Genomic DNA, 26757 nt, shown 5'->3' with positions numbered 1-26757 from the left:
GTCGGGCCGCCCCGCTCAGTCGAGGCCGCCGAGCACACGGATCCGGGCCCATTCGGCTTCGGTCACCGGCTGCACCGACAGGCGGGAATTGTTGACCAGCACCATGTCGGCCAGGGCCGGATCGGCCTTGATCGCCTCGAGCGTCACAGGGCGGGGCAGCGCCCGCACGGCCTTGACGTCGACCATGCCGAAGCGGCCGGTCTCGTCCGTGTGATCGGGATAGTAGGGGCGGATCACCGCCACGATGCCGACCACCGCCTTGCCCTCGTTCGAGTGGTAGAAGAAGCCCTGCTCGCCGACCTGCATGGCCATCAGCTGCTTCTTGGCGAGGTGGTTGCGCACGCCGTTCCAGTACGTGCCGGCCTCACCGGCCGCGACCTGCTGGTCCCACGACCAGGTCGCGGGCTCGGATTTGAACAGCCAGTACGCCATCGCTGAAGGTCCCGCGGACCGCCCGGCCGGGCGGCATGCCCCGCCATAGCCCAGCTTCGGCCTCCGGGAACAGGCCAGCGCCGCGTCCGGCGCGCTCGGCGCACCGAGGGCCGGCGCATGAGACGTCGTTAAAGATCAGTAAAATCTCGCTTATCGAGGGATGCTGTTGGCTGAATATTAAATTCTGGATGCCAAACGTGGCATAAGAGCATCTCTTAATAATCTCCGGTTGCATACATGCTGTCACTGGTCGGCTGCTTCGCCGGAGAGCACAACTTCTGGCTGGTGGTCCTGGCGGCACTCGTCTGCACGCTGGCGAGTGCGACGGCGCTGGAACTGCTCATCCATGCCGGCCGGGCCGGAGGCCGCAACCGCTACATCTGGCTCACCGTGGCCGCCGCCGCCGGCGGGTCGGGGATCTGGGCGACGCATTTCCTGGCGATGCTCGCCTTCGAGCCCGGGCTGCCGTCGGGGTACGGCGTCGGGCTGACCCTCCTCTCCTACGTCGATGCCGTGGCGATCACCGGGCTCGGCTTCGCCCTGGCCACGACCGGCCGGAGGATCCAGGCGGCGCTCGGCGGCGCCGTGGTGGGGTGCGGCATCGCGGTGATGCACTATACCGGCATGGCCGCCTTTCAGGTGCCAGGACACCTTGTGTGGAATCCCGTCCCGGTCGTGATCTCGGTCGGGCTCGCAGCGGCGTTCGGCGCCGCCGCCCTGGTGGTCGGGCTGTCGGCCACCACGGTCCGGGGCCGGTTCGGCGGCGGCGCGCTGCTGATCCTGGCGATCTGCGGCCATCATTTCACCGGCATGGCCGCCGTGACCATCCTGCCGGACCCCACCGTGGAGATCCACGCGAGCGCCATCCGCACCGCCTGGCTCGCCGCCGCGGTGGCGGCGGCGAGCTTCCTGATCCTGCTGCTCGCCGGGGCTGCCCTGGTGCTCGACCTGCGGGACCGCAAGCGTGCCGAGTTCGAGCGTGAGCGGCTGCGCAGCCTCGCCAACGCGGCGGTGGAGGGTCTCGTCGTCTGCCGCGGCGGCGAGATCGTCAGCGCCAACGAGGCCTTCGCCCGCCTCGCCGGCACCGGGGCCTCCAACCTCGTGGGCACGAACCTGGCCCTGTACCTGCCGGGCGTCGCCGCCGGGGCCGGAACGGTCGACCAGCCCCTCGAGGCCGACCTCGTCCCGGCGAGCGGCGGCACGATCCCCGTGGAGGTGATCATGCGTCCCGTCGCCGAGTACGGGCGCCTGCCGCACCACGCCGTGGCGGTGCGCGACCTGCGCGCCCGGCGCCGGGCCGAGAGCGAGATCCATTACCTCGCCCACCACGACGCGCTCACGGGGCTGGCCAACCGCACGAGCTTCCACGCGCGGCTGGAGCGGGAGATCCGCGCCGCGGACGCCCAGGGCGGCCGCCTCGCCGTGTTGTGCCTGGACCTCGACCGCTTCAAGGAGGTCAACGACCTGTTCGGACACGCGGCCGGCGACGCGATGCTGCGCGATCTCGCCCTCCGGGCCGGCGGCCTCCTCGACGCGAAACAGCTGATGGCCCGGCTGGGCGGCGACGAGTTCGCCATCCTGACGCCGCAGGCGGAGGGGTCCGCCGAGCGGCTGGCCGAGCGGATCCTGTCCACCCTGGCCGCGGTGCCGGCCGCCTCCGGCCCGGTGATCGCCACCAGCATCGGCATCGCGGTCTATCCCGACGACGCCGCGGACCAGCGTGCGCTCCTGAGCCACGCCGACGCCGCCCTGTACCGGGCCAAGAACGAGGGCCGCGGCACCTTTCGGCGCTACGACGCCAGCATGGGTGCGCAGATCCGCGACCGGCGGCAGCTGGAGCACGACCTGCGCCACGCGGTGACCCGGGGGGAGCTGGAGCTCGTTTATCAGCCGCAGAGCGAGATCGGCACCGGCGCGGTGACGGGCTTCGAGGCGCTGCTGCGCTGGCGCCACCCCACCCGGGGCAGCATCCCCCCGGCCGTGTTCGTGCCGATCGCCGAGGAGACCGGGGCGATCCTGGAGATCGGGGCCTGGGTGCTGCGGGAGGCCTGCCGGGCGGCGGCCGGCTGGCCGAACCCTCTGGCGATCGCCGTCAACGTCTCGGCGGTGCAGCTCCACAACCCGCACTTCGTCCAGTTCGTCCACGGGACCCTGTTCGAAGCCGGCCTGAAGGCGGAACGCCTCGAGATCGAGATTACCGAGACCGCGCTGATCCGGGATCCGGCCCGGGCGCTCCTCACCCTGCGCCAGCTCAAGGCGCTCGGCGTGCAGATCGCCATGGACGATTTCGGCACCGGCTATTCCTCGCTGTCGAACCTGCGCGCCTTCCCGTTCGACCGGATCAAGATCGACGGCTCGTTCATCAAGGCGGTCCACAGTAACCCGCAGGGGGCCGCGATCGTGCGCTCCGTGCTGGGGCTGGGTCGGGGTCTGGGGCTCGCCGTGGTGGCGGAGGGCGTGGAGACCGCCGAGGAGCTGTCCTTCCTGGCGCAGGAGAACTGCACCCTCGCCCAGGGTTATCTGCTGGGCCGACCCGAGCCGATCGCGCGCTTTTCCACCCACACCCACGGCGCGGCGCCGGACCGGGCGGCCGCCGTGGCCTGAGGCGCATCGGGCCGGTCGCCTCACTCCGAAGAGGGGCGGCCCCGGCGCCGGCTCATCCCGGCGGAGGTGGTCGATGGCGGCCCCGCGGTCGGGCTGCCGACGCTGTCGCGGGTCCGATCCGCGATCCGGGGAGGCGCTCCGCGCAGCGCCCCCGGCCCCGTCGTCGACAGCCACGCGCCCAGAGGGCCGAGCCCCTGGGCGGCGGATCGGGGCGGAGCCGTGACGGATCACGCAGGGCCTGCCCCCAGCACCCGCCAGAAACCCGGATGCGCGGTCCCGGGTCCGGGCGCCGGGCGCGTCGGCAGCCTGCGCCCCGGGGAGGGCGCCCCGGGGACGGCGCCCTCAGTCGGTCTCCCCGCGCAGAGGCCGGGCCAGCAGGCCGGCGATCACGTCGTCGACGCTGGCCGAGCCGGCCACGATGGCGGCGACGGCTTCCGCCACCGGCATCTCGAGACCCTTCGCGGCGGCGAGGCCCGCGAGGGCCGCGGCGGTGAACGCCCCCTCGGCGAGCTTGCCGCCCGCGGCCTCGGCCGGGCTGGCGCCGGCGCCGAGCCGCTGGCCGAAAGCGAAGTTGCGCGATTGCGGCGAGGAGGCGGTGAGCACGAGGTCACCGAGCCCCGAGAGCCCCATCAGCGTCTCGGGCCGCCCGCCGAAGGCGCGGGCGAAGCGCATCAGTTCGGCGAAGGCCCGGGCGATCAGCGCCGCCCGGGCGCTCTCCCCGAGGCCGCGCCCCACCACGATCCCGCAGGCGATGGCCAGCACGTTCTTGCCGGCGCCGCCGATCTCGACGCCCCGCACGTCGTCGGTGTGGTAGAGGCGGAAGCTCGGCCCGGACAGCAGGGCGCTCAAGCCGGCGGCGAGGCCGGCATCGGCCGCCGCCAGGGTCACGGCGGTGGGCAGGCCGCGGGCGACGTCGGCTGCGAAGCTCGGGCCGGACAGGACCGCCACGGGCACACCGGGGGGCAGGACCTGCTCGGCCACCGCGCTCATGAAACTGTCGCTGCCGCGCTCGATTCCCTTGGCGCAGAGGATCACCGGCCCGGCGCTGGCCAGGGGACCGCGCAGGGTTTCCAGCACGCCGCGCATGGTCTGGGCGGGCACGACCACGAGCGTCGCCCGGGCGCCCGCGAGGGCGTCGGCATCGGCCGTCGCGCGGATCGCGGGATGCAGCGGCACGCCCGGCAGGTAGCGCGGATTCTCCCGCTGGGCCTGGAGGGCGGCCGCGGCCTGCGCATCGCGCAGCCAGAGGGTGACGGGATGGCCGGCCCCGGCGGCGGCGTTGGCCAGCGCCGTGCCCCAGGCCCCGCCGCCGACGACGTTGATCGGGGTCTCCGCGCTCATGCCGCTTCCTCCCTGTCCGCGCAGTCCAGCCGGTAGAGCACGTGCACGCGCAGCGGCCCCTCCGGCACCGCCGGATGCGGGAATGTCCCGGCCGGCCTCAGGCCGAGGCGCTCCATCACGGCCCGGGAGCGGTCGTTGCCGACCGCCGTGAAGGCCACGACGCTCCGGATCCTGCAGCGCCCGGCGAGGTCGGCGAGGGCGAGCCGCGCGGCCCGGGTGGCGAAGCCGTGGCCCCAGGCCTCGCGTGCGAGGCGCCAGGCCAGTTCGACCGTCGTTCCGGGCCGGTCGCCCCCCGGGAAGGGCAGGGGCCGCAGGATCCGCATCGGGCCGGCGAAGCCGATGAACCGGCCCGCATGCTCCAGGGCCCAGGGGCCGAACCCGTCCGCCACGAAGCGGCGGTCGCAGAGGCCGGCCTCGGCGGCGCTCTCCGCCTCGGTCCGGGGCCGCGGGAAATGAGCCATCACCGCCGGATCGGCGTTGAGCGCCGCGAAGGGCGCCGTATCCTCCGGCCGCCAGCGGCGGAGGGTCAGGTCGCCGTCCCGGAGGGCCTCCGGCACCGGGGCGGCGGCGATCTTGCCGCGCCAGGCCAGGGAGCGGCGGTTCAGGAGCGCGAGGTCCGCACGGCCGGCGAGCACCGCCTCGCCCAGCGCGATCGCGATCTCGAGCTGACCGAGCGGCATGGTGGCGTGGGCGGGCGGGCGGGTATGGTCGCGCCAGGGGCCGCCGCAGGCATTGTCCAGGAGGATACGGGCGAAGCAATGGTCGAGCCGCACCGGCCAGTCCGGACGGACGGCTTCGGGCAGGCGGCGCTCCACCAAATCCCGCCAATGCGTGCGCCGGTCCGCCGGGTTCATCCGGCCGGCACCGCCGCCCGGGCCGCCAGCGGCCAGCGGGGCCGCGCCGGGGCCGTGAGGTCGTCCACCAGCCCGAGGCGCAGGCGCTCCAGCCCGGCCCAGGCGATCATCGCGCCGTTGTCGCCGCAGAGCGGCAAGGGCGGCGCCACGAAGCTCAGGCCCGCCTCGCCGGCCAGGGCGGCCAGCGCCCGCCGGATGGCGCCGTTGGCCGCCACGCCCCCCGCCGCCACCAGGGCGGTGGGCCGTCCGGCCACGTCCGAGAAGGCGCGCAGGGCGACCCGGGCGCGGTCCACCACCACGTCGACCACGGCGGCCTGGAAGCTCGCGCAGAGATCGGCGACGTCGCGCTCGGCCAGCGGGGCGATCCGCTCGGCCTCGATCCGCACGGCGGTCTTGAGGCCCGAGAGGGAGAAGTCGGCCTCGCGGCGGCCGAGCATCGGCCGGGGCAGGGCGAAGCGCTCGGGATCGCCGGCCTCGGCCATGCGCTCGACCGCGGGACCACCGGGATAGCCGAGGCCGAGGAGCTTGGCGACCTTGTCGAAAGCCTCGCCGATGGCGTCGTCGACGGTCGAGCCGAGCCGCACGTAGTCGCCGACGCCGCGCACGGCGACGAGCTGGGTGTGGCCGCCCGAGACCAGGAGCAGCAGGTACGGGAAGGCGACGCCGTCGGTGAGCCGCGCCGTGAGCGCGTGGGCTTCCAGATGGTTGACGGCGAGCAGGGGCTTGCGGGTCACGAGCGCCAGGGTCTTGGCGGTGACGAGGCCGACCAGCACGCCGCCGATCAGCCCGGGGCCGGCGGCCACCGCGATGCCGTCGAGGTCCCGGAAGCCGGTCCCGGCCCGGTCGAGGGCACGGGCGATCAGCCGGTCGAGCACCTCCACGTGGGCGCGGGCGGCGATCTCCGGCACGACGCCGCCATAGGCCGCGTGCTCGGCGATCTGGCTCAGGACCTCGTTGGCGCGGATCTGGCCGACACCATCCTCGTCGACCGACACCACGGCGGCGGCGGTCTCATCGCAGGTGGTCTCGATGCCGAGCACGGTCTTCTGCACGGGTTGAACTCCTCCGATCCGGACCGCATCCTATCCGCCGGCGGTCACGGCGCGAAAGCGGAGCATGGTCTCAGCCGTCCGTCCCATCCGCCTCCTGCGGTGCCGGAGCGCAGGGCAGGCCTCGGGATGAGGGGACGGCGCGAGGACGCCCTCAGTCGACGGCGACCATGACGTCGGAAGCCTTGATCACCGCGTAGGCGGGACCGCCGGCGACGAGCTTGAGGGATTCGACGGCCTCGTTGGTGATCGAAGCGGTGACCACTTGGCCGGGGCTGATCTCGATCTTCACGTGGGAGGTGGTCGCCCCCTTGTCCACGGAGAGGACCGTGCCCTTGAGAACGTTGCGCGCGCTGATCTTCATGGTCTGCTGCCTCGCTCCATAAGCCGCACCGGAACAGGTCGCGTCGGGCGGCCTCGGGCAGGTCTCCTACAGCATGGCGGGGTCCCGCGCGACCGCCTCAGCGCGGATCGGCCTCAGGCTCGCCGGCCTCGTCCTCGGGGATCGGCGCGGCCCCCCAGGCGGCCAGCGCGGCGTTGAGATCGTCGAGGACGAAGTGCCGGGCGCTGTCCCGGTCGTATCCGTCGGCCAGGAGGTCGTCGTAATCGGTGAAGACGTGGCGTGCGTACGTGATGAGGGCGAGGCGTGCCGCGGTCTCCGGGGCGGCCCGGCGCAGGCCCGGGCTGGCCAGCGCCCGGTCGAGGGCGGCCTCCGCCTCGAAATCCGGGAGGCGCGGGGCAAGCCGGGCCAGCGCCGCGGCGACGGCGTCCCGGCGATTCAGCGGCGGCGATCCAACGCTCATCGCAGGCCTGCCGACGGCATGATTTTAACGGAGCGATCGGGTAGGATCGGCCTCAGATGAGGCGGGGCCTGCACGGGATCCTCCGCCGGGGAGATCAGGTCCATGGCAATTCTTCGTCCCGCGCTGCTTCTCGGCCTCTTCCTCGGGGCGGCGCCGGCGCTGGCCCAGGGCCCGGCTCCGGGCATGAATCCGGGCACCAATCCGGGCTCTGCCGCGTCCCCGGCCACGGCGGGTTCCCAGGTCAGCGGCCGCCGGACCACGGCCACCGGCCAGACCAAACCCCCGGGCGGAACCGCAGCCACCGGATTGCCGCAGCCCGTGAACCAGGCCGAGATGATCAAGGCTCAGAAGGCCGCCGAGGCCCGCTCGAAGGCCTGGGACAGCAAGATGCGCCACACGATGGGCTCGATCTGCCAGGGCTGCTGAGGCCCGGGCGGTCGTCCCGGACGCCGGAGGCCCTCGTCCGGGACGAGGGTCCGAAAACGCGAAGGGGCCGCCCGAACGGGCAGCCCCTCCTCGGTCGCCGGGGCGACGGGATCAGCGGGAGTAGAACTCGATGACGAGGTTCGGCTCCATCTGCACCGGGTAGGGCACCTCGGACAGGCTGGGGATGCGGGTGACGCGGGCGGTCATCTTGGCGTGGTCGGCCTCGATGTAGTCCGGCACGTCACGCTCGGAGAGCTGGGTCGCCACGATGACGATCTCGAGCTGGCGGGAGGACTCCTTGACCTCGATGAGGTCGCCGGCCTTCACCTGATAGCTCGGGATGTTGACGCGGACGCCGTTCACCTTGACGTGCCCGTGGTTGACGAACTGGCGCGCGGCGAACGGGGTCGCGACGAACTTCGCCCGGTAGACCACGGCGTCGAGGCGGCGCTCGAGCAGGCCGACGAGGTTCTCGCCAGAATCGCCGCGCAGGCGGATCGCCTCGGCGTAGTAGCGGCGGAACTGCTTCTCGGTGATGTTGCCGTAATAGCCCTTGAGCTTCTGCTTGGCGCGCAGCTGCGTGCCGAAGTCGCTCATCTTGCCCTTGCGGCGCTGGCCGTGCTGGCCGGGGCCGTATTCGCGGCGGTTGACGGGGCTCTTCGGGCGGCCCCAGATGTTCTGGCCCATGCGGCGGTCGAGCTTGTGCTTGGCCTGAATCCGCTTCGACATATCTTCCGCGTCCTCTCGTGACGAGAATGAGGAACGCGCCCTCCTTTTCCCGGCCCTTCGCGGTCCGGGACGACAGGGCGGGAGGATCCCGCCCACGGGTGCGCGTGAAAACGCGACGGGGCCCCGTGCGGAGCCCCATCGACGGCGGGTCTTTAGGGGACGGACGCGCCGCGGTCAACCGTGAGAGGTCAGATGGACGAGTCAGTCGTGGTCCGGCGCGGCGCGCCCGCGGACGCGGAGGCGATCCGGGGGCTGGTGGAGGCGGCCTACACCAAATGGATCCCGGTAATCGGGCGCCTGCCGATTCCCATGCAGGCGGATTACGCGCAGGCTTTGCGGGACCACCGCTTCGACCTGCTGCGGACCGGTCCGGATCTCGCCGGCCTGATCGAGACGCGGGCCGAGGCCGATCACCTCTTGGTCGTCAACGTCGCGGTGGACCCGGCCTTCCAGGGCCGGGGCTTCGGCAGCCGGCTGATGGGACGGGCCGACGCCGTCGCGGCCGAGGCCGGGCTCGCGCGGCTGCGCCTCTACACCAACAAGAAGTACACGGCGAACCTGCGCCTCTACGGGGCGCTCGGCTACCGGGTGGAGCGGGAGGAGCTCTACGACGGACCGGGCCGGACCCGCGACGACGACGTCACCGTGCACATGGTGAAGGACTTGGTTTGAGGCATCGGCGCCGGCCTTACCGTCATCGCGAGCGCAGCGAAGCGACCCAGGGTGGCGCGCCGCCGTAGAGCGTGGCGCCTCTGGATTGCTTCGCGGCGCTCGCAAAGACGAGGCGTCTCCCGGCTCCCCTCAGGTCACCACGCTCGGCTCAGGCCGTCCGGTGCGCGGCTCGATCTCGGCGATCGCGCGGGCCGCGGCCGCGACCGGGGCCAGCACCTCGGCAACGGCCAAGTCGAGGCGGTCCGGTGCGTTCTCGTAGCGCTCTAGGTAGACCCGCAGCGTCGCCCCGGCGGTGCCGGTGCCGGAGAGCCGGAACACCGCCCGCGCATCCTCGGCGAAGCCGATCCGGATGCCCTGGCGCTCGGTGAGCGAGCCGTCCACCGGATCGCGGTAGGCGAACTCGTCGGCCGTCGAGACCGTGAGATCGCCGATCCGCGTGCCCGGCAGCCCGGCGAGTTTCTCGCGGAGCGCGTCCATCAGACCGTTGGCGGCGTCCGAATCCACCTCCTCGTAGTCGTGGCGGGCGTAGTAGTCGCGCCCGTAGGTGCGCCAGTGCGCCCGCACCAGCGCGTCGGCCCGCTCGCCCGTGGCGGCGAGGATGTTGAGCCAGAGCAGCACCGCCCAGAGCCCATCCTTCTCGCGCACGTGGTTCGAGCCGGTGCCGGCGCTCTCCTCCCCGCACAGGGTGATGAGGCCCGCGTCGAGGAGATTGCCAAAAAACTTCCAGCCGGTGGGCGTCTCGTAGGCCTTGATGCCCAGCGCGGCCGCGACCCGGTCGGCGGCGCGGCTCGTGGGCATGGAGCGCGCGACACCGGCCAGCCCGCCCGCGTAGCCCGGCGCCCGGTGGGCGTGGGCGGCGAGCAGGGCGAGGCTGTCGCTCGGCGTCACGAACAGGCCCGGGGCCACGATCATGTTGCGGTCGCCGTCGCCGTCCGAGGCGGCGCCGAAATCCGGCGCGTCCGGCCCCTGCATCAGGTCGAACAGGTCGTGGCAATGGACCGGGTTCGGATCCGGGTGGTGACCGCCGAAATCCTCTTTCGGGACCGCGTTGACCACCGTGCCCGCGGGGGCGCCGAGCATCCCTTCCAGGATCGCCGTCGCGTAGGGGCCGGTCACCGCGCTCATGGCGTCGAAGCGCATGCGGAAGCCGGAGGCGAACAGGCGCGCCACCGCGTCGAAGTCGATGAGCGTGCGCATCAGCGCGGCGTAGTCGGCCACCGGGTCGATGACCGTCACCGTCATGCCGCCGAGGCGGGTGTCGCCCAGAGTGTCGAGGTCGAGGTCCGGGGCCTCCACGAGGCGGTATTCCGTGATCGCCTTCGCCCGCGCGAAGATCGCGTTCGTCAGCGTCTCGGGCGCCGGGCCGCCATTGGCGGCGTTGAACTTGATGCCGAAATCGCCGTCCGGCCCGCCCGGGTTGTGGCTCGCCGAGAGCACGATGCCGCCGAGCGCCTTGGCCTTCCGGATGACGCAGGAGGCAGCCGGCGTCGAGAGCAGGCCGCCCTGACCGACGAGGACCCGGCCGAAGCCGTTGCCGGCGGCGAGGCGCAGCGTCTTCTGCACCACCTCGCGGTTGAGGAACCGGCCGTCGCCGCCCAGCACGAGGGTCGCGCCCGCCTTGTCGGGCAGGGTGTCGAAGATCGCCTGGACGAAGTTCTCGACGTAGTTCGGCTGCCGGAACACCGGCACCTTCTTGCGCAGGCCGGAGGTGCCCGGCTTCTGGTCGGGGAAGGGCGTGGTCGCGACGGTGGTCGGAGTCGTCATAAGCGGGCGTCTCCCGGAATCTCCCGCCTCAATGCCCGTCCGGGAGCTTGGCGTCACCAGCCCCGGCGACAGGGGCGGGCTTTTTTCACGCGGTTTCGCCGGATCGGGCGACGGAACCCGCCGCCTGTCCGCCGCCGGCCGGTCCGGAGCGTTGCGCCCGCCGCCGCCCGCCGGTTGAATCGCCCGAGCCGCCAGACAAGGCGGACGGGAGGAGACATCATGGCGGACAGACCAATGCGGACGGACCCGGACGCGGCCCGGCCCGGCCGGGGCTTGGCCCGGCGCGAGCTGGTCGGGGCGCTCGCCGCCGGGGCGGCGGTCGCGGCCTCGGCGGCCCAAGCCGTCGCGGCCCAATCCGTCGCGGCGCCTGCCGTCGCGGCTCCTGTCGTCGCGGCTCCGGCGGCCCAGCTGACGACGGACGAGTTCCGCCTGCCCTGGAGCGAGCCGGGGGTCGAAATCTACGTGCGCAACAAGCGGCCCGCGGGAACCGACCGGTTCCTGGGCGACCGGATCCTGCTCTACGTGCATGGCTCCACCTACCCGTCCTCCACCGCCTTCGACCTGCCGCTCGGGGGGATGTCGGCCATGGACTACCTCGCGGGCCTCGGCTTCGACGTCTACTGCGTGGACCTGCCGGGCTACGGCCTGTCCGGACGCCCGGCCGCCATGGATGCGCCGCCCGCCGACAATCCGCCGCTCATGCGGACGCCGGACGCCGCCAAGGTGGTGGGGCAGGTCGTCGACTTCATCCGGAAGCGGCGCAACGTCGAGAAGATCGACCTGATGGGCTGGTCCTGGGGGACCTCCACCATGGGGCTCTACACCAGCACCCACAACGACGCGGTCAACCGCCTCGTCCTCTACGCGCCGCAATGGCTGGCGCGCACGCCCGGCCTGATCGGCGGCGGCGGCACGGTGGGGGCCTATCGCACCGTCAGCCGGGACAGCGCCCGAGCGCGCTGGCTGACCGGCGTCCCCGAGGACAAGAAGGCCGACCTGATCCCGGCGGGCTGGTTCGACCAATGGGCCGACGCGACCTTCGCCACCGACCCGGTCGGGGCGAAGCGATCGCCGCCGGTCCTGCGCGCGCCGAACGGCACGGTCGCCGACAAGGACGCCTACTGGGCGGCGGGGAAGCCGCTCTACGATCCGGGCGAGATCCGCGTGCCCGTGCTGATCATCCACGCCGAGTGGGACGCCGACCTGCCGAGCTACCAGGCGCAGGAATACTTCACCAAGCTCACCCACGCCCCCTACAAGCGCTTCGTCGAGCTGGGGGAGGGCACCCATACGGTGATGATGGAGAAGAACCGCATGCAGTTCCTCCACGCGGTCGGGGCCTTCCTCACGGAGGCGGACCCGCAGGCGCTGAACTGAGCGGCGAGCCCCGGGGGCCGGCCGATCCCATACCACCGCCCCATCCTGAGGTGCGCGCGTCAGCGGGCGCCGCAGGGGGGCTCCAGGGATCGCGCGGCCGGATGGAGGCCTCCTTCGAGGCCTCCGCTTCGCTCCGGCACCTCAGGACGAGGGGCGCGCCAGGGCATGGGGCGAGGCGGCCGGTCCGGCCGCCTCGGGAAGCCTTCTACTCCGCCGCCTGCCGCGCCGCGTAGCCCAGCCGCTCGTTCAGCGCGCGGATCAGCTTGGCGGCCGCCTCGGCGATGACCGTGCCGGGCGGGAAGATCGCCGCCGCGCCCGCGGCCGTCAGCGCCTCGTAGTCGCCCGGCGGGATGACGCCGCCGATGGCGATCATCACGTCGTCCCGGCCCTGCTCGGTCAGCGCCGCCTTCAGCTCCGGCACCAGGGTCAGATGGCCGGCAGCCAGGGACGAGACGCCGACGATGTGGACGTCGTTCTCCACCGCCTGCCGGGCGGCCTCCGCCGGGGTGGCGAAGAGCGGCCCGATATCCACGTCGAAGCCGAGATCCGCGAAGGCCGAGGCGATCACCTTCTGGCCGCGGTCGTGCCCGTCCTGGCCCATCTTGGCGACCAGGATGCGCGGCCGGCGGCCGTCATTCTCCTCGAACGCCTCGACCAGCGCCCGGACTTCCTCAACCACAGGCGACATGCCCCCCACCTCGCGCTTGTAGACGCCGGAGATCGAGCGGATCTCGGCGCGGTGCCGGCCCCAGGCCTTCTCCAGGGCCTCGGAAATCTCCCCCACCGTCGCCTTGGCGCGGGCGGCCTCGACGGCGAGCTCCAGCAGATTCTCGGTGCCGTCGGCGGCCTTCGTGAGGGCCTCCAGCCGGGCCGTCACCGCCGCCTCGTCGCGCTCGGCGCGCAGGCGCTTGAGCTTGTCGATCTGGAGCCGGCGGACATTGCCGTTGTCGACCCGCAGCAGGTCGATGGCCATGTCGTCGTCGGCCCGGAACTTGTTCACGCCGACGATGGTCTGCCGGCCGGAATCGATCCGGGCCTGGGCCCGGGCGGCAGCCTCCTCGATGCGGAGCTTCGGGATCCCGGCCTCGATCGCCTTGGCCATGCCGCCGAGGCCGTCGACCTCGCGGATGTGCTCCCAGGCCCGGGCCACCATGTCGGCCGTGAGCTTCTCCACATAGTAGGAGCCGCCCCAGGGATCGACGATCCGGGTGGTGCCGCTCTCCTGCTGCAGGAACAGCTGCGTGTTCCGGGCGATCCGCGCCGAGAAGTCGGTGGGCAGCGCCAGCGCCTCGTCCAGCGCGTTGGTGTGGAGCGACTGTGTGCCGCCCTGCGTCGCCGCCATCGCCTCGATGTTGGTGCGGGTGACGTTGTTGAACACGTCCTGCGCGGTGAGCGACCAGCCGCTCGTCTGCGAATGGGTGCGCAGGGCCAGGGATTTCTCCGACTTCGGATCGAACCCCTTCACGAGCTTCGCCCAGATCAGGCGCGCGGCCCGCATCTTGGCGACCTCCATGAAGAAGTTGGTTGAGATCGCCCAGAAGAACGACAGGCGCGGGGCGAACTGGTCGATGGTCAGCCCGGCGGCGAGGCCCGCCTTGATGTACTCGACGCCGTCGGCGAGCGTGTAGGCGAGCTCCAGGTCGTTCGTCGCCCCGGCCTCCTGCATGTGATAGCCGGAGATCGAGATCGAGTTGAACTTCGGCATGTTCTTCGACGTGTAGGCGAAGATGTCCGAGATGATCCGCATCGATCCCTTGGGGGGATAGATGTAGGTGTTGCGGACCATGAACTCCTTGAGGATGTCGTTCTGGATCGTGCCGGCGAGCTTCTGCGGCGGCACGCCCTGCTCCTCCGCGGCGACGATGTAGAGCGCGAGGATCGGCAGCACCGCGCCGTTCATCGTCATCGACACGGTCATCTCGTCGAGGGGAATCCCCGAGAACAGCGTGCGCATGTCGTAGATCGAGTCGATCGCCACGCCCGCCATGCCGACATCGCCGGAGACCCGGGGATGGTCGGAATCGTAGCCGCGGTGGGTGGCGAGGTCGAAGGCGACCGACAGGCCCTTCTGGCCAGCCGCGAGGTTGCGGCGGTAGAAGGCGTTCGAATCCTCGGCCGTGGAGAAGCCGGCGTACTGCCGGATCGTCCAGGGCTGAGTGACGTACATGGTCGGGTAGGGGCCGCGCAGGAACGGCGCGATCCCCGGATAGGTGTCGAGGAACTCGAGGCCCTCCCGGTCCTCCGGTCCGTAGCGGCCCTTCACCGGGATGCCCTCCGGCGTCATCCAGGGCTCGCCCAGCGCCGGCGCCGCGACCACGAGCGATTCGCCGGCCAGCGGGATTTCGGCGAAGTTCGGGATGCGGGAGGTCATGGCGTTGACTCGTTATGGCGTTTGTCACGCCATTATAGACACGCGCTTGACGCGGGCTACTCCCCCGCAGGTCCAGGACCGCGTCCGCCCCGCAGGACGTAGACAACCGCGGCCGCCAGCATCAGCGCCATCCCGTACCACGTGATCGCGTAGACGAGGTGGTTGTTGGGGAAGGCGATCACCGTCAGGCCGCCCACCGGCAGCCCGCCGGGATTGGGCGTCGCGTCCGCATCCACGAAGTAGGGGGCGACGTCGGTCAGGCCGCGCGCCGCCGCGATGGCGGCCACGTCGCGGGAATACCAGCGGTCGTCCTTGGGATCGTTCGAGCGCAGGAACGCGCCCCCGGGCTCGGTCAGCCGCAGGAGGCCGGTCACCGTGGTCTCCCCCGCGACCTGCCCGGCCGCCCGGGTCGCCGGATCCCGCCGGTCGCCGGGCACGAAGCCGCGATTGACCAGCACGAGGCTGCCGTCCGGACGCCGAAGGGGCGTCAGCACCCAGAATCCGCCGCCGCGCTCGGTGACGGCCTGAACCAGGGTCTCGCGATCGTGCAGGAAGGTGCCCGCGAGCCGGACGTGCCGGTAGGCGTCGTCGGGGCCGACGCGCGGCCATGCGGCGGAGTCGGGGGCCGGCACCGGCGGGGCATGGACCCGGGCATCGACCCGGGCGATCAGGTCGAGCTTCCAGGCCCGCCGCTCCACCTGCCACGTGCCGAGCCCGAGCAGGACGATGAAGACGAGGCCCGCGCCGACGCCGAACACGACGCGCCGCCACAACGCAATCGGGGCCGGGGAGGGGCTCAAGCCCCCCGCCGACCCCGCGGGTCTCATCTGCGGACGCGCGCTCAGCGGGCGTTGTTCATGACGTCGTGGGCATCCATCGGCATCATGTTGTGGTTGAGGTGGTACATGACCCACACCGAGCCGGCGAGCATGATCACCACCAGCGTGATGGTGAAGATCAGCGCCATGAAGGTCCAGCCGCCCTCCGACTTCGTGCTCATGTGCAGGAAGTAGATGACGTGCACGACCATCTGGACGCCGCCGAGCGCCAGGATGACCAGGGTGGTGACGAGGCTGTTGTCGAGGACGTTGCCCATCACCAGCCAGAACGGGATCACCGTCAGGATCACCGACAGGACGAAGCCCGTCATGTAGCTCTGGAAGCTGCCGTGCCCGCCCTCGCTGTGGGCGTGCGCATCGTGCGTGTCCTGGCCGTGGCCGGTGAGGCGGTGTGCGTCGGCGCTCATTCGAGCACTCCCATCAGGTAGACGACGGTGAAGACGCCGATCCAGATCAGGTCGAGGAAGTGCCAGAACATCGACAGGCACATCAGCCGGCGCTTGTTCTCGACGATCAGGCCGCGCTTGCTGACCTGCACCATCAGCACGACGAGCCACAGGATGCCCATGGAGACGTGCAGGCCGTGGGTCCCGACCAGGGTGTAGAACGACGACAGGAACGCGCTGCGCCAGGGCGGCGCGCCCTCGTGGAACAGGTGGACGAATTCCCGGATCTCCAGGGCCACGAAGGCCACGCCGAACAGGCCGGTGATGGCGAGCCAGATCTGCGTCTGCTTCACCCGGTCCCGGTCCATCTCCAGCATGGCGAAGCCGTAGGTGATGGACGAGAACAGCAGCATGGCGGTGTTCACCGCGATGCCGGGCAGGTCGAACAGCTCCTTCGGGGTGGGGCCGGCCGCGAAGCTGCGCCCGAGCACCCCGTAGGTCGCGAACAGGGTCGCGAAGATGAGGCAGTCGCTCATCAGGTAGAGCCAGAACCCGAGCATGGTCGAGCCCTCGGAATGATGGCCCTCCTCGTCGGTCTGGTAGAAGACCGGCGCCGCGGCGCCGGGGGGTGCAGTCTCCGCGTGCATCATCGGATCACGCCATCTCCAGTTCGCGCGTCCGCTGACCTTCCGTCCGACTGACGACGTCGGCGGGAATGTAGTAGTCGCGATTGTAATTGAAGGTGTGGGCAATCGCGACGACGAAGATCGCCACGAAGGTGAGCGCCGCCAGCCACCAGACGTACCAGACCATGGCCAGGCCGAAGGCGAAGTTCAGCCCCGCCAGGATCGCGCCGGTCGCGGTGTTCTTGGGCATGTGGATCGGCTTGTAGCCCTTGAGGGGACGGTCGAAGCCGCGGTTCTTCATATCCCACCACGCATCGGAATCGTGGACCACCGGCGTGAAGGCGAAGTTGTAGTCCGGCGGCGGCGAAGAGGTGGACCATTCGAGGGTCCGGCCGCCCCACGGATCGCCGCTGAGGTCGCGCAGCTTGTCGCGGTTCCGGATCGAAACCACGAACATGATGATCTGCGAGGCGATGCCGCAGGCGATGAGCGCCGCGCCGATGGCGGCGATGACGAACCAGATCTGCAGCGACGGGTCGTCGAAGTGCTGCATGCGCCGGGTCACGCCCATCAGGCCGAGCACGTAGAGCGGCATGAAGGCGACGTAGAACCCGGTCACCCAGAACCCGAGGGCGACCTTCCCCCAGAAGTCGTCGAGCTTGAAGCCGAAGGCCTTGGGGAACCAGAAGGTCACGCCGGCGAACATGCCGAACAGTACGCCGCCGATGATCACGTTGTGGAAGTGCGCGATCAGGAACAGCGAGTTGTGCAGGACGAAGTCGGCCGGGGGCACCGCCAGGAGGACGCCGGTCATGCCGCCGATCACGAAGGTGACGATGAACGCCACCACCCACATCATCGGCACCTCGAACCGGATCCGGCCGCGGTACATCGTGAACATCCAGTTGAAGATCTTCGCGCCCGTCGGGATCGAGATGATCATGGTCGTGATCCCGAAGAACGAGTTCACGTCCGCGCCCGAGCCCATCGTGAAGAAGTGGTGCAGCCACACGAGGTAGGCGAGGATGGTGATCACCACCAGCGCGTAGACCATCGAGGTGTAGCCGAACAGGCGCTTGCCGCAGAAGGTCGAGGTGATCTCCGAGAACACGCCGAAGGCCGGCAGGATCAGGATGTAGACCTCCGGGTGACCCCAGATCCAGATCAGGTTGAAGTACAGCATGGCGTTGCCGCCGAGGTCGTTCGTGAAGAAATGCGTGCCGATGTAGCGGTCGAGCGACAGCATCGCGAGAACGGCCGTGAGGATCGGGAAGGCGGCCACGATCAGGATGTTGGTGCACAGCGACGACCAGACGAAGATCGGCAGCTTCATCATGGTCATGCCGGGCGCCCGCATCTTCACGATGGTGGCGATCAGGTTGATGCCCGAGAGCAGCGTCCCGATGCCGGCGATCTGCAGCGCCCAGATGTAGTAGTCGACGCCGACGCCGGGGCTCATCGCGGCGCCGGAGAGCGGCGGGTAGGCGAGCCAGGTGGCGCGGGAGAACTCGCCGACGAACAGCGAGACCATCACCAGCATGCCGCCGGCCACCGTCATCCAGAAGCTGAAGTTGTTCAGGAACGGGAAGGCCACGTCGCGGGCGCCGATCTGCAGCGGCACCGCGAAGTTCATGAGCCCCGTGACGAACGGCATCGCCACGAAGAAGATCATGATCATGCCGTGGGCGGTGAAGATCTGGTCGTAGTGGTGCGGCGGCAGGAAGCCCTGCTGGTCACCGAAGGCGACCGCCTGCTGCGAGCGCATCAGGATCGCGTCGGCGAAGCCGCGCAGCAGCATCACGCCCGCGAAGATGCAGTACATGATGCCGATCTTCTTGTGGTCGATCGACGTGATCCAGTCACGCCACATCGGCCCCCAGAAGCGGTAATAGGTGATGACCCCGAGCACGGCGAGGCCGACCACGGCCACGCCGGCGAAGGTCCCCTGCAGGATCGGCTCGTGATAGGGGATCTGCTCGATCGTAAATCGTCCGACGAGCAGCTGCTGTAGGTCCAGGTTTGCGAACATGGGATCGGCCCGTTCAGTGGGTTCGACGGCGACCGCCGGTCTTGTGTGTGGGTTCCGCTGGCATCACGCGCGGAATCATTGGTTCAGCTGCTTGGGCGCGATCTGCTCGCCCTCGCTCTGGCCCTGGCTGTCCGGCGCCTTCTGGCTCCGGACGTCCGGGTTGCCCATATCGGGCCGCGGCTTCATGCCCTGGGGCTGCGTCTGGCCGTGCGGGCCGGTCTCCGAGGCCGGCGACGTGGCGCCGGGGCCCTCAATCCCGCGCTCGGCGAGGCGGTTGTCGTATCGGAGCCGCTTGTAGTTCTCTTCCGCCTCCGCGCCGGAGGCGCCGCCCTGCGCGTCGATCTTCACCATCTCGCCGACGCACATCTGATCGGGCCGGGGGCACATGCCGATGATCCGGTCGTAGAGGCCCTTCATGTAGGACTTGTAGAACCGCGCCGGTTCGGCCTCGCTCGGCTCCTCGAGCTTCAGGTAGGCCTCCTGGGTGAGCTCGCCGCCCTCGGCCTTGGCCTTGGCGATCCACTGGTCGAACTTGTCGTTGGCCAGGCCGTGGAACTTGAAGAACATGTTCGAGAAGCCGGCGCCGCTGTAATGCGCCGAGCGGCCCTCCCAGGCGCCCTCCCGGTTGATCACCGCGTGGAGCTGGGTCTGCATGCCCGGCATGGCGTAGACCATGCCGGCGAGGGTCGGCACGTAGAACGTGTTCATCACGTCGGTGGCGGTGATCTTGAAGCGGATCGGCCGGTCCACCGGCGCGGCCAGCTCGTTGACCGTGGCGATCCCGTATTGCGGGTAGAGGAACAGCCACTTCCAATCCATGGCCACCGCCTCGACCTCCAGCGGCACCGTGCCGGCCGGGACGTCGCGCTTCGTGTCGATCTTGCTCAGCGGCCGGAACGGATCGAGGGTGTGTGTCCCGATCCAGGTCAGGGCACCCAGCGCGATGATGATCATCAGCGGCGCCGTCCAGATCAGCACCTCGAGCTGCGTCGAGTGGTGCCACTCGGGATCGTAGACCGCGTCCTCGTTCGTGGCGCGGTAGCGCCACGCGAAGATCAGCGTGAAGGCGATCACCGGGACGATGATCAGGAGCATCAGCCCGGTCGCCGCCAGCACGAGGTTGCGCTGCTGCTCGGCCACGTAGCCGGCCGGCTGCATGACCACGAAGTTGCAGCCGCCGAGCAGGGTCAGGAGCGGCAGGGTCAGGAGCGGCAGGAGGCGCCGCCCGCGGCCGCCTCGGCGGGTCGCGGTGTCGGTCCTGTCCGGTCGATGGGTCGTAGAGGTCACAGCACGCGTCTCGTCATCCCAGGCCGCTTGCGCGGCGCTTCTGCCGTGCCGCGCAAGGCGGCGTTCCTGTCAGCGATGGGCGGATCGGGCGGCCTGCGCCGCCGCCCGCCGACTACATCTGGCGCAGTTCCGACCGGTCGGTGAACAGGGCCACGAGGCTGCAGACCGCGCCGGAGAGGAGGTAGACGCCGATCATCGCCAAGCCGTAGCGCTGCGACAGGAACAGGGCCACGAGCGGCGCGAAGCCGGCCCCGATCAGCCACGCGAAGTCGGAGGTGAGCGCGGCGCCGGTGTAGCGGTAGCGGTTGCCCAGCCGGGCCGTCACGGCGCCCGCGGTCTGGCCATAGGCGAGCCCGAGCAGCATGAAGCCGATCGTGACGTAGATCGTCTGGCCGATGGCGCTCTCGCCGAACAGGAGCGGCGCGATGATGCTGCCGATGGCGAAGAAGCCGATCAGCGAGGCGCTCATGATCAGGGCGTTGCGGCGGCCGATCTGGTCGGCGATCAGACCGGAGGCGGCGACCGCGCCGGCGCAGACGATGGCCCCGGAGAACTGCACGATCAGGAACTCGCCGGGCGAGCGGGTGGTGCTGTTCAGCGCCAGCCACGCGATCGGGAAGATCGTCACGAGGTGGAACAGCGCGAAGGCCGCGAGCGGCACGAAGGCGCCGCGGATCACGTCGCCCGCATGGTGGCGGAACAGCTCGAGGGCCGGGACCGGACGCAGCCGGTCGAGGTCCATCATCCGGGCGAATTCCTCGGTGGCGACGAGGCGCAGCCGGGCGAACAGGGCGACTACGTTGATGGTGAAGGCGCAGTAGAACGGGAAGCGCCAGCCCCAGTCGATGAAGTCCGCCTCGTCGAGGTTGACGATGAAGAACGCGAACAGGGCGCTTGCCACCATGAAGCCCAGCGGCGCACCGAGCTGCGGGATCATCGCGTACCAGCCGCGGCGCTCCCGCGGGGCGTTCATGGCGAGCAGCGAGGCGAGGCCGTCCCAGGCGCCGCCCAGCGCGAGGCCCTGCAGGATCCGCAGGCCGGCCAGGATGTAGACCGACGCGATGCCGATGCTGTCGTAGCGCGGCAGGAAGCTCACCGCCGCCGTCGAGCCGCCCAGCAGGAACAGGGCCGTGGTGAGCTTGACGCTGCGCCCGTGGCGCCGGTCGATCGCCATGAACAGCACCGTGCCGAGCGGCCGGGCGATGAAGGCGAGGGCGAAGATCGAGAAGGCGTAGAGCGTGCCCTTCAGCGGGTCGACGAAGGGGAAGAACACCTTCGGGAAGACCAGCACGCAGGCGATGCCGAAGACGAAGAAGTCGAAGTATTCGGACGCGCGTCCGATCACCACACCGATGGCGATCTCGTTGGGATGGACCTTGTGGTCTCCCACCGCCTGCTGGGCGTCGCGCTCCAGGATCGTGGCCGAGGCCATTGGGGTATTCGAACTCATTGTTGGCTGCCGCCCTCGCCGCGCGCCTATGGGGTCGCCTTGGCCGGAACCGCCTCATGCGGCATGTCCAGAGGTATCGCAACCGGCTCCGGACGCAAGTTCACCCACTGACGCATGCATAGCACCGGTGGTCGCGGCCATCGGCGGCGCCACGGGGCGTGGACCGCTCACACCCGGTAATGCGCCGAATTCCGTGACAGGTTGATGTTGTAATAGGGGTCGGCGCGCAGCTCGGGACCCCAGCGGTCCAGCATGGTCAGCACCTCGCCCTCGAAGCGCTTCCGCTTCTCGGGCGTGTCCTCGGCCCCGCGGCTCTTCGACTCGTGGTGAATCAATCTGGCGAAGGGCGTCCAGACGATCCGGTAGCCGGCCCGGCGGATCTTCAGGCAGAGATCGACGTCGTTGAAGGCGACCTTCAGGGCCTCGGCGTCGAAGCCTCCGACCGCCGCGAAGACATCCGCCCGCATGGCGAGGCACGCGCCGGTGACCGCCGAGACCTCGTGGGCGATGACCATGCGGCAGAAATAGCCCGGATCCGCGTCCGCGACGCCGAGATGGCTGTGGCCCGCGACACCGCCGATCCCGAGGACGATGCCGCCGTGCTGGATCGTGTGGTCCGGATAGAGGAGCTTCGCCCCGACGGCCCCGATCTCCGGCCGCACCGCGTGGCGGACCAGCTCGGCGAGCCAGCCGGGCTCGAGCACCTCGATGTCGTTGTTGAGGAACAGGAGCACCGGGCCGGTGGCCGCGGCGGCGCCGCGGTTCGACAGGTCCGAGAAGTTGAAGGCGCCCGCTACCGGCACGACGCGCACCCGCGGATCGTCCCGGTAGCGGGCGAACAGGGCGGCGGTCTCGGGCTCGCGGCTGTCGTTGTCGACGATGATCACCTCGATGTCGGGGTAGTCGGTCGCGCCGAGCAAGCCGTCGAGGGTCACCGACAGGATCTCGGCCCGGTCCCGGGTCGGGATGATCGCGGAGACCCGCGGCGGCGGCGCCGGCAGCGGCCGGATCAGGCGGTTGAAGCCCCCGGGACCGCGCTCCGCCCGGCCGCCCCAGGGGGCCACGACCTCCTCCAGGGCGCGCAAACGCGCGGCCTCCGCCCGGGCGAGGGACCGGTCGGAGAAGGTGCCGGAGCCCTGCGCGGCGCGCCAGTGATAGAGCACCCGCGGGATGTGGCGGATGCGGCCGGGATCGAGCCCGTCGGTGAGTCGCAGCAGCAGGTCGTGGTCCTGGCTGCCCTCGAAGCCCGGACGCAGGCCGCCGACGGCGCGCAGCGCCTCGGTGCGCACGACCGTGAGATGGTTGATATAGTTCTGGGCGTAGAGAAGCTCGCGGTCGAAGCACGCCTTGAAATGCGGGTCGAACCGGCGGCCGCGCCCGTCGATCTTGTCCTCGTCGCTGTAGATCAGCACGAGGTCCGGATCGCGGCGCAGCGCCCGGGCGACCTCGTAGAGGGCGTCCTCGGTGAGCGCGTCGTCGTGGTCCATGAAGGCGCAGACCGCGCCCCGGGCCATGCCCAGCGCGTCGTTGGTCGCCCGGGCGATGTGGCCGTTCTCCGGCCGGGTGAGGACGCGGATGCGCGGGTCGGCCTCGGCCGCCCGGCTCAGGATCCGCGGGATCTCGGGGCGCGTGGAGGCGTCGTCGACGGCGCACAATTCCCAGTGGGGATAGAGCTGCGCGCGCAGCGACGCCAGGGCCGATCGCAGCACCTTCGGGTCGGGATTGTGGACCGGCATCAGCACGGAGATCAGCGGCGGATCGGTCCAGGCGGCGATCTCGGCGGCGATCCCGTCCCGCTCCGCACGGCGCAGGCTGTGGGTTCCGAGCCACGCCTCGTAGCCGCTGACGCGCCGGTGGCGCAGCGCCCGGCCGAGGAAGCCACGGGCGCGCACCTTCTTGCCGAGGATCCGCCAGGCGAGCGCCTGGGCGGTCAGGCCGGGATCGCGCAGGAGACCGCGCGCGGCCAGGATCGGCCGGGCGAGACGATGCACGGCGATCCGACGCAGCCGGACCGGGACCCGTCCCGCCGGATCGGCGACGCGCAACGCGACGACGTCCTCGGGCAGGCGGCCGATCCACGCGAAGGCGCCCCCGCCCCGGGCCTCCTGGGGCAGCACCGTGCCCGGGCGTCCGTCCGGTCCGACGAAGCTGATGTCTGGGAGGGTGTCGCGGCCCTCGGCCGGGTCGTTGGACAGGACGATCTCGACCCAGCGGCCCGCGAGGCCCGGGAGGGCGACGCGCAGGCCGTCCGAGGCCGCCCGCGCCGCGAGGTCGCGCCGCTTGCGCCAGAGCCCCGTGAGCTGCGCCGGCAGGGGCTGGAATTCGGGCACCTCCGCCCCGGACGCGGGCACCCTCAACTCCAGCTCTTGTCGACCGAGGCCTTCACGGCATCCGACATGGCGACATCGAAGACGATCATGTCTTCCACCGCCTTGACGGCCTTCAGGCGCTCGGCGAGCGCCATCGTCTCGGCCGGCACCGGGGGCAAGGCCGGGATCGGCTTGGCGATCCCCAGGCGGTCGAACAGCGTCGATGCGAAGGCGGGGAACCGGGATTTGTGCCCGACGATCCCGACGCGGGCGAGAATCTCGATCGCCGCGATGGAGTTGCCCGGATGCAGCCGGTCGTCCGGCATGCGGGTCCCGAGTTGGCGGGTCAGCGGATTGTAGAGCAGCCGGTAGGCGGGTTCGGGCAGCATGCGGAAGAAGCGCTTGAGGCTCTTCACGTCGGAGAAGTCGTACCCCTCCGCGAAGGCGGCGGCCTCGGCGAGCGGGCCCAGGCGCCAGCTGCGTGCGGGATCGGCGGCATCCCCGGCCCGAGCCTTCAGCCAGCGCATCCGGGTCGCCATCTCGATCTGCGGCTCCTGCAGCAGGATGGCGGTGATCATCAGGTCCGGCGTCAGGAAGTTCTCGTAGCGCGGGACGGTCACGGCGCCGGACAGGAAGGCCGACGGGGCGGCCGGGCCGGTCAGGACGCAGGTGAGAATCTCGTCCGGCAGCTTATGGATGCCGAAATAGCAATGCTGGAAATGCGGGAAGAGCGCCGTCTGGAGGACGGTTTCGGGCTCGATGCCGGTGTTGATCAGCATGGTCCGCAGCCGCACCAGCCCCTCGGGCGGCATGCGGCGATAGACCATCACGTTGGTGTCGGCATCGTACAATTCGAGCCGCGGGATCTCCGTCAGCCCCGGCACCTCCGCCTCCGTGACCACGAAGGTGCATTGCCCGGTGGCATGCCACCCGTTGCGCTTGAAGGCCTCGTCGATGACGCTGGCCGGGACCTCGGCCACGCGTCGTCCGTCGACCGCGACCACGACCCGGCTGATGGCGAGGGGATTGTCCGGCACGATCCAGCCGCGGATCGCAACACCCTGATCGTGGTCGATGAAGTAGCGCATGTCCTGAAGCGTGAGGCGGCGGCATGCCGGCGCCCTGTGTCCGCCATGTGTCGCGGCACGGCCTGATGCCGAGCGGCAGGGCCATAGCGCATTTTTCCGCCGGCGTGCACCAGGGCCGGCTTCGGCCTCGAACCGCATCCGAGCCGGTCGATTGAACCGGCCCGAAGATTTTTCCCGCAAGCCCTTGCCCGCAAACCCTTGCCAGACATCACCGATGCAGTCCGGCCCCGTCGCGATCCGGTCGTCCGGTGCCCGGCCGGGCGCGATCGATCCGATCCGCGATGCAGGTTCTGCTTGCGCCCTCGCCGGCCAGCCGCTATAGGCCCCGCCCACCGGAGCAAGAACGGCTCCGGCCCGGGCGCGTAGCTCAGCGGGAGAGCACTACCTTGACATGGTAGGGGTCACAGGTTCGATCCCTGTCGCGCCCACCATCTAACCGAGCGAGGTTGGATGGTTTTTTTGACCGAAGACGGTTTTCTACCGGGTCCCTCAGGTTCGGCGAACCTGAGGCGGGTTCAGCGGACATCAGCCGCAGGTTCGCGTGGCCACCGACCCGACCGTCTCCGAAGTCCGGAAAGCCGCTGAGGTCACCGATCAGGAGATCGATGCTGCGGTCGACGCGGTGCCGGCCGACCTCGCTACCGACGCGTACCCGCTTGCGAAGGGTTGGAGCCTCGACCTCGTCGTGACCATCCGAACGCACGCCCATGCGGCCGATGCGCTCACCACCGACACGCCGGCCTGGACGCGCACCATGGTCCGGACCGCGATCCTGCTGGCGCACCCGGTGAAGGGATGAGCGAGCCCGAGGCCGATCTGGATCGCGAAGCCACCGCCAATCGCCTGATGCAGCGCCTGAGCGGCTTCGCGCAGGGAATCGGGCTGAGTGGCACGGACGCCCGCCAGATCATCGGCCGCGTGATCGCATCCGATCCGTCGGCCGGGGACGGGGAGCTGATGGCGAAGGCTCGCACCTGGATGCTGATCGCGCTGGGGTAGCGACCTGCCGACGGCCCCATCGCCGCGAGGCGCTCGGCCGCGTCAGGGCATTCGCCCACGCGTGATGGCGGCCTGTGTGGTTGAGCCGCCAGAAATCTGTCCGGCGGATATCCACCCGGCTCGGGCCTGACGAGGCGGCCCAGACGTTCGATCCGGAGACTTCAAGCAGGCGGCTTGCGGGTGCTTCGCGGCGGCACCGCCCGCTTCCGCACGCCGCGAGCCAAATCACGGAGCGTGGTCAGGCGTATCGGCGTTTCCGCTTCCGATCTTGCCAAGCCGACGCGATGCGGCATCGCGCGTCCACCAACGAAAACTGTGTTGCGGTGCGACAGAGATTGATTTCGACCCGGCGGGATCAGCAATGGACCGACAGCGTTCTCACTATTGCTGGCAAAGATTCGCGGAGCGTCGTCATGGGTCTCACCGCATTTGTTGTCTTCGTCGTCCCATGGGTGGTGCTGGCGGTGTATTTCACGCGCACCCCGACGGCCCTTCGCCTGGGGGCCGCGCCCGCTCCTTGGCGGCCGCTGCCGACCCACAGGGAGTTGGCACAGGCCCAGCGGCAGGCGACGCACCCGAACCACGGGCGCAATCCAGATCACGGGGGCATATTGAACCGGGACGGGCACGGTCCGGTGGATTTGCCGCGCGGTGGAGCGCTCGGTACGAGCGTGGAGCCCACCGAACCGGACGACAAGGTCAGTTAGCGTACCGCAGCGCGTGCGGCAGCATGCGATCACGAGGGCCGCGGACCCGCCACGCGCAGGCCACCGGCGTTTCGCTGAGCTGCGTCGCGTAGCGCAGCGATCCCGCGCGGCCCCACGGACACCATCGGACCGCGCCGGAACAGCGTGGGGCGGACGAGCACCGCGCACAGGCCGAAGAAGCCGCGGGCGGCCGCAAACAACCCGGCGGCTCTCCAGGGCGAGCGATGGATCCCGACCACGGTCACGGCGATGCGCTCCCGTCTCCCTTCGGCCCTGTCCGGCGATGCGAAACAGGGTCTCTCAGAGCGCAGGCGAAGCGTCCGGGCTTCCTGTCGCAGCGCCCACGGGGTCGGCCGCGCCGTCGGCAGGGATCGATGCCGTAGGGGTGTCCGGGCGGCGGCGCGTCCGGTCGCGTGTTTCGTCCGGCCGCACGCGATCAAACGTCTGCGTCACCGCGTCCAGAGCGGACGAGGCGCCTGCCATGAGGGCGAGCGCCATCGCCGATCCGACCGAGGTCAGGAAGACGACCGTGGCGATGACTTGCGGAGCGGTCATGGCGCACCTGCGCGGGTGCATCGCGCTGACGACGGGCCCGGATGGCCGCGGCGGAGGCTG

24 protein-coding genes and 1 tRNA gene are annotated in these 26757 nt (G+C 70.6%); 7 read left to right on the top strand and 18 right to left on the bottom strand.

Features of this window, described 5'->3' with window-relative positions; translation table 11 throughout:
• Nucleotides 1–15: 15 nt before the first annotated feature.
• Entirely contained in the window at nucleotides 16–432 is a 417-nt protein-coding gene (locus BM396_RS00875; RefSeq protein WP_043379533.1) for an EVE domain-containing protein, read from the bottom strand.
• Nucleotides 433–669: 237 nt separating this feature from the next.
• Here BM396_RS00875 and BM396_RS00870 point away from each other — a divergent pair, with 237 nt between their 5' ends.
• Nucleotides 670–3036, top strand: coding sequence for a bifunctional diguanylate cyclase/phosphodiesterase (locus BM396_RS00870; RefSeq protein ID WP_043379535.1), 2367 nt, complete (start codon nucleotides 670–672; stop codon nucleotides 3034–3036).
• 342 nt (nucleotides 3037–3378) lie between these two features.
• On the opposite strand, the gene BM396_RS00865 is transcribed toward BM396_RS00870, so the two are convergent.
• The 5 genes from BM396_RS00865 to BM396_RS00845 all read right to left on the bottom strand — a co-directional run bounded on the left by BM396_RS00865 (nucleotide 3379) and on the right by BM396_RS00845 (nucleotide 7083).
• Entirely contained in the window at nucleotides 3379–4377 is a 999-nt protein-coding gene (locus BM396_RS00865; protein ID WP_043350600.1) for an NAD(P)H-dependent glycerol-3-phosphate dehydrogenase, read from the bottom strand.
• Nucleotides 4374–5231 carry a GNAT family N-acetyltransferase gene (locus tag BM396_RS00860; protein ID WP_043379537.1) on the bottom strand — a complete coding sequence of 286 codons (858 nt, stop codon included), beginning with the start codon at nucleotides 5229–5231 and terminating at the stop codon, nucleotides 4374–4376. The genes BM396_RS00865 and BM396_RS00860 overlap by 4 nt, the downstream gene beginning before the upstream one ends.
• Entirely contained in the window at nucleotides 5228–6283 is a 1056-nt protein-coding gene (gene tsaD / locus BM396_RS00855; RefSeq protein ID WP_043350596.1) for a tRNA (adenosine(37)-N6)-threonylcarbamoyltransferase complex transferase subunit TsaD, read from the bottom strand. Before tsaD ends, BM396_RS00860 begins: the two co-directional genes overlap by 4 nt.
• A gap of 151 nt (nucleotides 6284–6434) precedes the next feature.
• The gene (locus BM396_RS00850) at nucleotides 6435–6644 is read right to left on the bottom strand and encodes a TOBE domain-containing protein (RefSeq protein WP_043350594.1); all 210 of its coding nucleotides are present in this window, start codon (nucleotides 6642–6644) and stop codon (nucleotides 6435–6437) included.
• Nucleotides 6645–6741: 97 nt separating this feature from the next.
• Nucleotides 6742–7083, bottom strand: a complete 342-nt coding sequence (locus BM396_RS00845; RefSeq protein ID WP_043379540.1) for a DUF2293 domain-containing protein — start codon at nucleotides 7081–7083, stop codon at nucleotides 6742–6744.
• A 102-nt stretch (nucleotides 7084–7185) separates the two neighbouring features.
• On the opposite strand from BM396_RS00845, the gene BM396_RS00840 reads away from it, so the two are divergent.
• Entirely contained in the window at nucleotides 7186–7509 is a 324-nt protein-coding gene (locus BM396_RS00840; protein ID WP_043379541.1) for a hypothetical protein, read from the top strand.
• A 111-nt stretch (nucleotides 7510–7620) separates the two neighbouring features.
• Here BM396_RS00840 and rpsD read toward each other — a convergent pair whose 3' ends face one another.
• A complete protein-coding gene (rpsD, locus tag BM396_RS00835) occupies nucleotides 7621–8238 on the bottom strand; it encodes a 30S ribosomal protein S4 (RefSeq protein ID WP_010686187.1) in 618 nt (205 codons plus the stop codon).
• Between the two features lie 192 nt (nucleotides 8239–8430).
• Between rpsD and BM396_RS00830 the strand changes: the two genes are divergently transcribed.
• A complete protein-coding gene (locus BM396_RS00830) occupies nucleotides 8431–8910 on the top strand; it encodes a GNAT family N-acetyltransferase (RefSeq protein ID WP_043379543.1) in 480 nt (159 codons plus the stop codon).
• A gap of 129 nt (nucleotides 8911–9039) precedes the next feature.
• Here BM396_RS00830 and BM396_RS00825 read toward each other — a convergent pair whose 3' ends face one another.
• Nucleotides 9040–10674 carry an alpha-D-glucose phosphate-specific phosphoglucomutase gene (locus tag BM396_RS00825; protein ID WP_043379544.1) on the bottom strand — a complete coding sequence of 545 codons (1635 nt, stop codon included), beginning with the start codon at nucleotides 10672–10674 and terminating at the stop codon, nucleotides 9040–9042.
• Nucleotides 10675–10893: 219 nt separating this feature from the next.
• Between BM396_RS00825 and BM396_RS00820 the strand changes: the two genes are divergently transcribed.
• Nucleotides 10894–12051, top strand: coding sequence for an alpha/beta hydrolase (locus tag BM396_RS00820; protein WP_043379546.1), 1158 nt, complete (start codon nucleotides 10894–10896; stop codon nucleotides 12049–12051).
• 205 nt (nucleotides 12052–12256) lie between these two features.
• Here the strand turns inward: BM396_RS00820 and scpA are convergent, their stop codons facing one another.
• The 9 genes from scpA to BM396_RS00775 form a co-directional block, all read right to left on the bottom strand.
• The gene (gene scpA, locus BM396_RS00815) at nucleotides 12257–14422 is read right to left on the bottom strand and encodes a methylmalonyl-CoA mutase (RefSeq protein WP_043379548.1); all 2166 of its coding nucleotides are present in this window, start codon (nucleotides 14420–14422) and stop codon (nucleotides 12257–12259) included.
• Nucleotides 14423–14478: 56 nt separating this feature from the next.
• Nucleotides 14479–15249 (bottom strand): SURF1 family protein, encoded by a 771-nt coding sequence (locus BM396_RS00810; protein ID WP_043379549.1) that lies wholly within the window; start codon nucleotides 15247–15249, stop codon nucleotides 14479–14481.
• Nucleotides 15250–15263: 14 nt separating this feature from the next.
• The gene (cyoD, locus tag BM396_RS00805; RefSeq protein ID WP_043379552.1) at nucleotides 15264–15668 is read right to left on the bottom strand and encodes a cytochrome o ubiquinol oxidase subunit IV; all 405 of its coding nucleotides are present in this window, start codon (nucleotides 15666–15668) and stop codon (nucleotides 15264–15266) included.
• Entirely contained in the window at nucleotides 15665–16297 is a 633-nt protein-coding gene (gene cyoC / locus BM396_RS00800) for a cytochrome o ubiquinol oxidase subunit III (protein ID WP_043379554.1), read from the bottom strand. The genes cyoD and cyoC overlap by 4 nt, the downstream gene beginning before the upstream one ends.
• 4 nt (nucleotides 16298–16301) lie before the next feature.
• Entirely contained in the window at nucleotides 16302–18302 is a 2001-nt protein-coding gene (gene cyoB / locus BM396_RS00795) for a cytochrome o ubiquinol oxidase subunit I (protein ID WP_043346007.1), read from the bottom strand.
• Between the two features lie 75 nt (nucleotides 18303–18377).
• Entirely contained in the window at nucleotides 18378–19589 is a 1212-nt protein-coding gene (gene cyoA / locus BM396_RS00790; protein WP_043379557.1) for a ubiquinol oxidase subunit II, read from the bottom strand.
• Between the two features lie 112 nt (nucleotides 19590–19701).
• Nucleotides 19702–21039: an MFS transporter gene (locus BM396_RS00785; RefSeq protein ID WP_043379559.1), complete on the bottom strand. Its 1338-nt coding sequence runs from the start codon at nucleotides 21037–21039 to the stop codon at nucleotides 19702–19704.
• A 167-nt stretch (nucleotides 21040–21206) separates the two neighbouring features.
• A complete protein-coding gene (locus tag BM396_RS00780) occupies nucleotides 21207–23351 on the bottom strand; it encodes a glycosyltransferase family 2 protein (protein ID WP_170867455.1) in 2145 nt (714 codons plus the stop codon).
• A 41-nt stretch (nucleotides 23352–23392) separates the two neighbouring features.
• Nucleotides 23393–24436 carry a hypothetical protein gene (locus BM396_RS00775; protein ID WP_043345999.1) on the bottom strand — a complete coding sequence of 348 codons (1044 nt, stop codon included), beginning with the start codon at nucleotides 24434–24436 and terminating at the stop codon, nucleotides 23393–23395.
• 356 nt (nucleotides 24437–24792) lie between these two features.
• On the opposite strand from BM396_RS00775, the gene BM396_RS00770 reads away from it, so the two are divergent.
• The 3 genes from BM396_RS00770 to BM396_RS00760 all read left to right on the top strand — a co-directional run bounded on the left by BM396_RS00770 (nucleotide 24793) and on the right by BM396_RS00760 (nucleotide 25435).
• Nucleotides 24793–24867 (top strand) — tRNA-Val (locus BM396_RS00770).
• A 110-nt stretch (nucleotides 24868–24977) separates the two neighbouring features.
• On the top strand, nucleotides 24978–25235 hold the full coding sequence (locus tag BM396_RS00765; protein ID WP_043379561.1) for a hypothetical protein: 258 nt from the start codon (nucleotides 24978–24980) through the stop codon (nucleotides 25233–25235).
• Nucleotides 25232–25435 (top strand): hypothetical protein, encoded by a 204-nt coding sequence (locus tag BM396_RS00760; protein WP_043379564.1) that lies wholly within the window; start codon nucleotides 25232–25234, stop codon nucleotides 25433–25435. Before BM396_RS00765 ends, BM396_RS00760 begins: the two co-directional genes overlap by 4 nt.
• Nucleotides 25436–26442: 1007 nt before the next feature.
• Here the strand turns inward: BM396_RS00760 and BM396_RS00750 are convergent.
• Nucleotides 26443–26697 carry a hypothetical protein gene (locus BM396_RS00750; RefSeq protein WP_043379566.1) on the bottom strand — a complete coding sequence of 85 codons (255 nt, stop codon included), beginning with the start codon at nucleotides 26695–26697 and terminating at the stop codon, nucleotides 26443–26445.
• Nucleotides 26698–26757: the final 60 nt, after the last annotated feature.

Origin of the sequence: Methylobacterium sp. UNCCL125 (assembly GCF_900116795.1) — a bacterium.
Taxonomy (GTDB): Bacteria; Pseudomonadota; Alphaproteobacteria; order Rhizobiales; family Beijerinckiaceae; genus Methylobacterium; species Methylobacterium fujisawaense.
The sequence above is the reverse complement of the archived record's forward strand: the minus strand, read 5'-3'. Positions and strand labels throughout refer to the sequence as shown.

Bases quoted from the DNA above. Each gene is read 5' to 3' on its own strand.
- BM396_RS00830 (WP_043379543.1), top strand. From the start codon at position 8,431: ATGGACGAGTCAGTCGTGGTCCGGCGCGGCGCGCCCGCGGACGCGGAG.
- cyoD (WP_043379552.1), bottom strand. From the start codon at position 15,668: ATGAGCGCCGACGCACACCGCCTCACCGGCCACGGCCAGGACACGCAC.
- BM396_RS00750 (WP_043379566.1), bottom strand. From the start codon at position 26,697: ATGACCGCTCCGCAAGTCATCGCCACGGTCGTCTTCCTGACCTCGGTC.
- BM396_RS00840 (WP_043379541.1), top strand. From the start codon at position 7,186: ATGGCAATTCTTCGTCCCGCGCTGCTTCTCGGCCTCTTCCTCGGGGCG.
- scpA (WP_043379548.1), bottom strand. From the start codon at position 14,422: ATGACCTCCCGCATCCCGAACTTCGCCGAAATCCCGCTGGCCGGCGAA.
- BM396_RS00785 (WP_043379559.1), bottom strand. From the start codon at position 21,039: ATGAGTTCGAATACCCCAATGGCCTCGGCCACGATCCTGGAGCGCGAC.
- BM396_RS00760 (WP_043379564.1), top strand. From the start codon at position 25,232: ATGAGCGAGCCCGAGGCCGATCTGGATCGCGAAGCCACCGCCAATCGC.
- BM396_RS00875 (WP_043379533.1), bottom strand. From the start codon at position 432: ATGGCGTACTGGCTGTTCAAATCCGAGCCCGCGACCTGGTCGTGGGAC.
- BM396_RS00825 (WP_043379544.1), bottom strand. From the start codon at position 10,674: ATGACGACTCCGACCACCGTCGCGACCACGCCCTTCCCCGACCAGAAG.
- BM396_RS00810 (WP_043379549.1), bottom strand. From the start codon at position 15,249: ATGAGACCCGCGGGGTCGGCGGGGGGCTTGAGCCCCTCCCCGGCCCCG.
- cyoC (WP_043379554.1), bottom strand. From the start codon at position 16,297: ATGATGCACGCGGAGACTGCACCCCCCGGCGCCGCGGCGCCGGTCTTC.
- BM396_RS00845 (WP_043379540.1), bottom strand. From the start codon at position 7,083: ATGAGCGTTGGATCGCCGCCGCTGAATCGCCGGGACGCCGTCGCCGCG.
- BM396_RS00870 (WP_043379535.1), top strand. From the start codon at position 670: ATGCTGTCACTGGTCGGCTGCTTCGCCGGAGAGCACAACTTCTGGCTG.
- BM396_RS00850 (WP_043350594.1), bottom strand. From the start codon at position 6,644: ATGAAGATCAGCGCGCGCAACGTTCTCAAGGGCACGGTCCTCTCCGTG.
- BM396_RS00865 (WP_043350600.1), bottom strand. From the start codon at position 4,377: ATGAGCGCGGAGACCCCGATCAACGTCGTCGGCGGCGGGGCCTGGGGC.
- cyoB (WP_043346007.1), bottom strand. From the start codon at position 18,302: ATGTTCGCAAACCTGGACCTACAGCAGCTGCTCGTCGGACGATTTACG.
- BM396_RS00775 (WP_043345999.1), bottom strand. From the start codon at position 24,436: ATGCGCTACTTCATCGACCACGATCAGGGTGTTGCGATCCGCGGCTGG.
- BM396_RS00860 (WP_043379537.1), bottom strand. From the start codon at position 5,231: ATGAACCCGGCGGACCGGCGCACGCATTGGCGGGATTTGGTGGAGCGC.
- BM396_RS00820 (WP_043379546.1), top strand. From the start codon at position 10,894: ATGGCGGACAGACCAATGCGGACGGACCCGGACGCGGCCCGGCCCGGC.
- rpsD (WP_010686187.1), bottom strand. From the start codon at position 8,238: ATGTCGAAGCGGATTCAGGCCAAGCACAAGCTCGACCGCCGCATGGGC.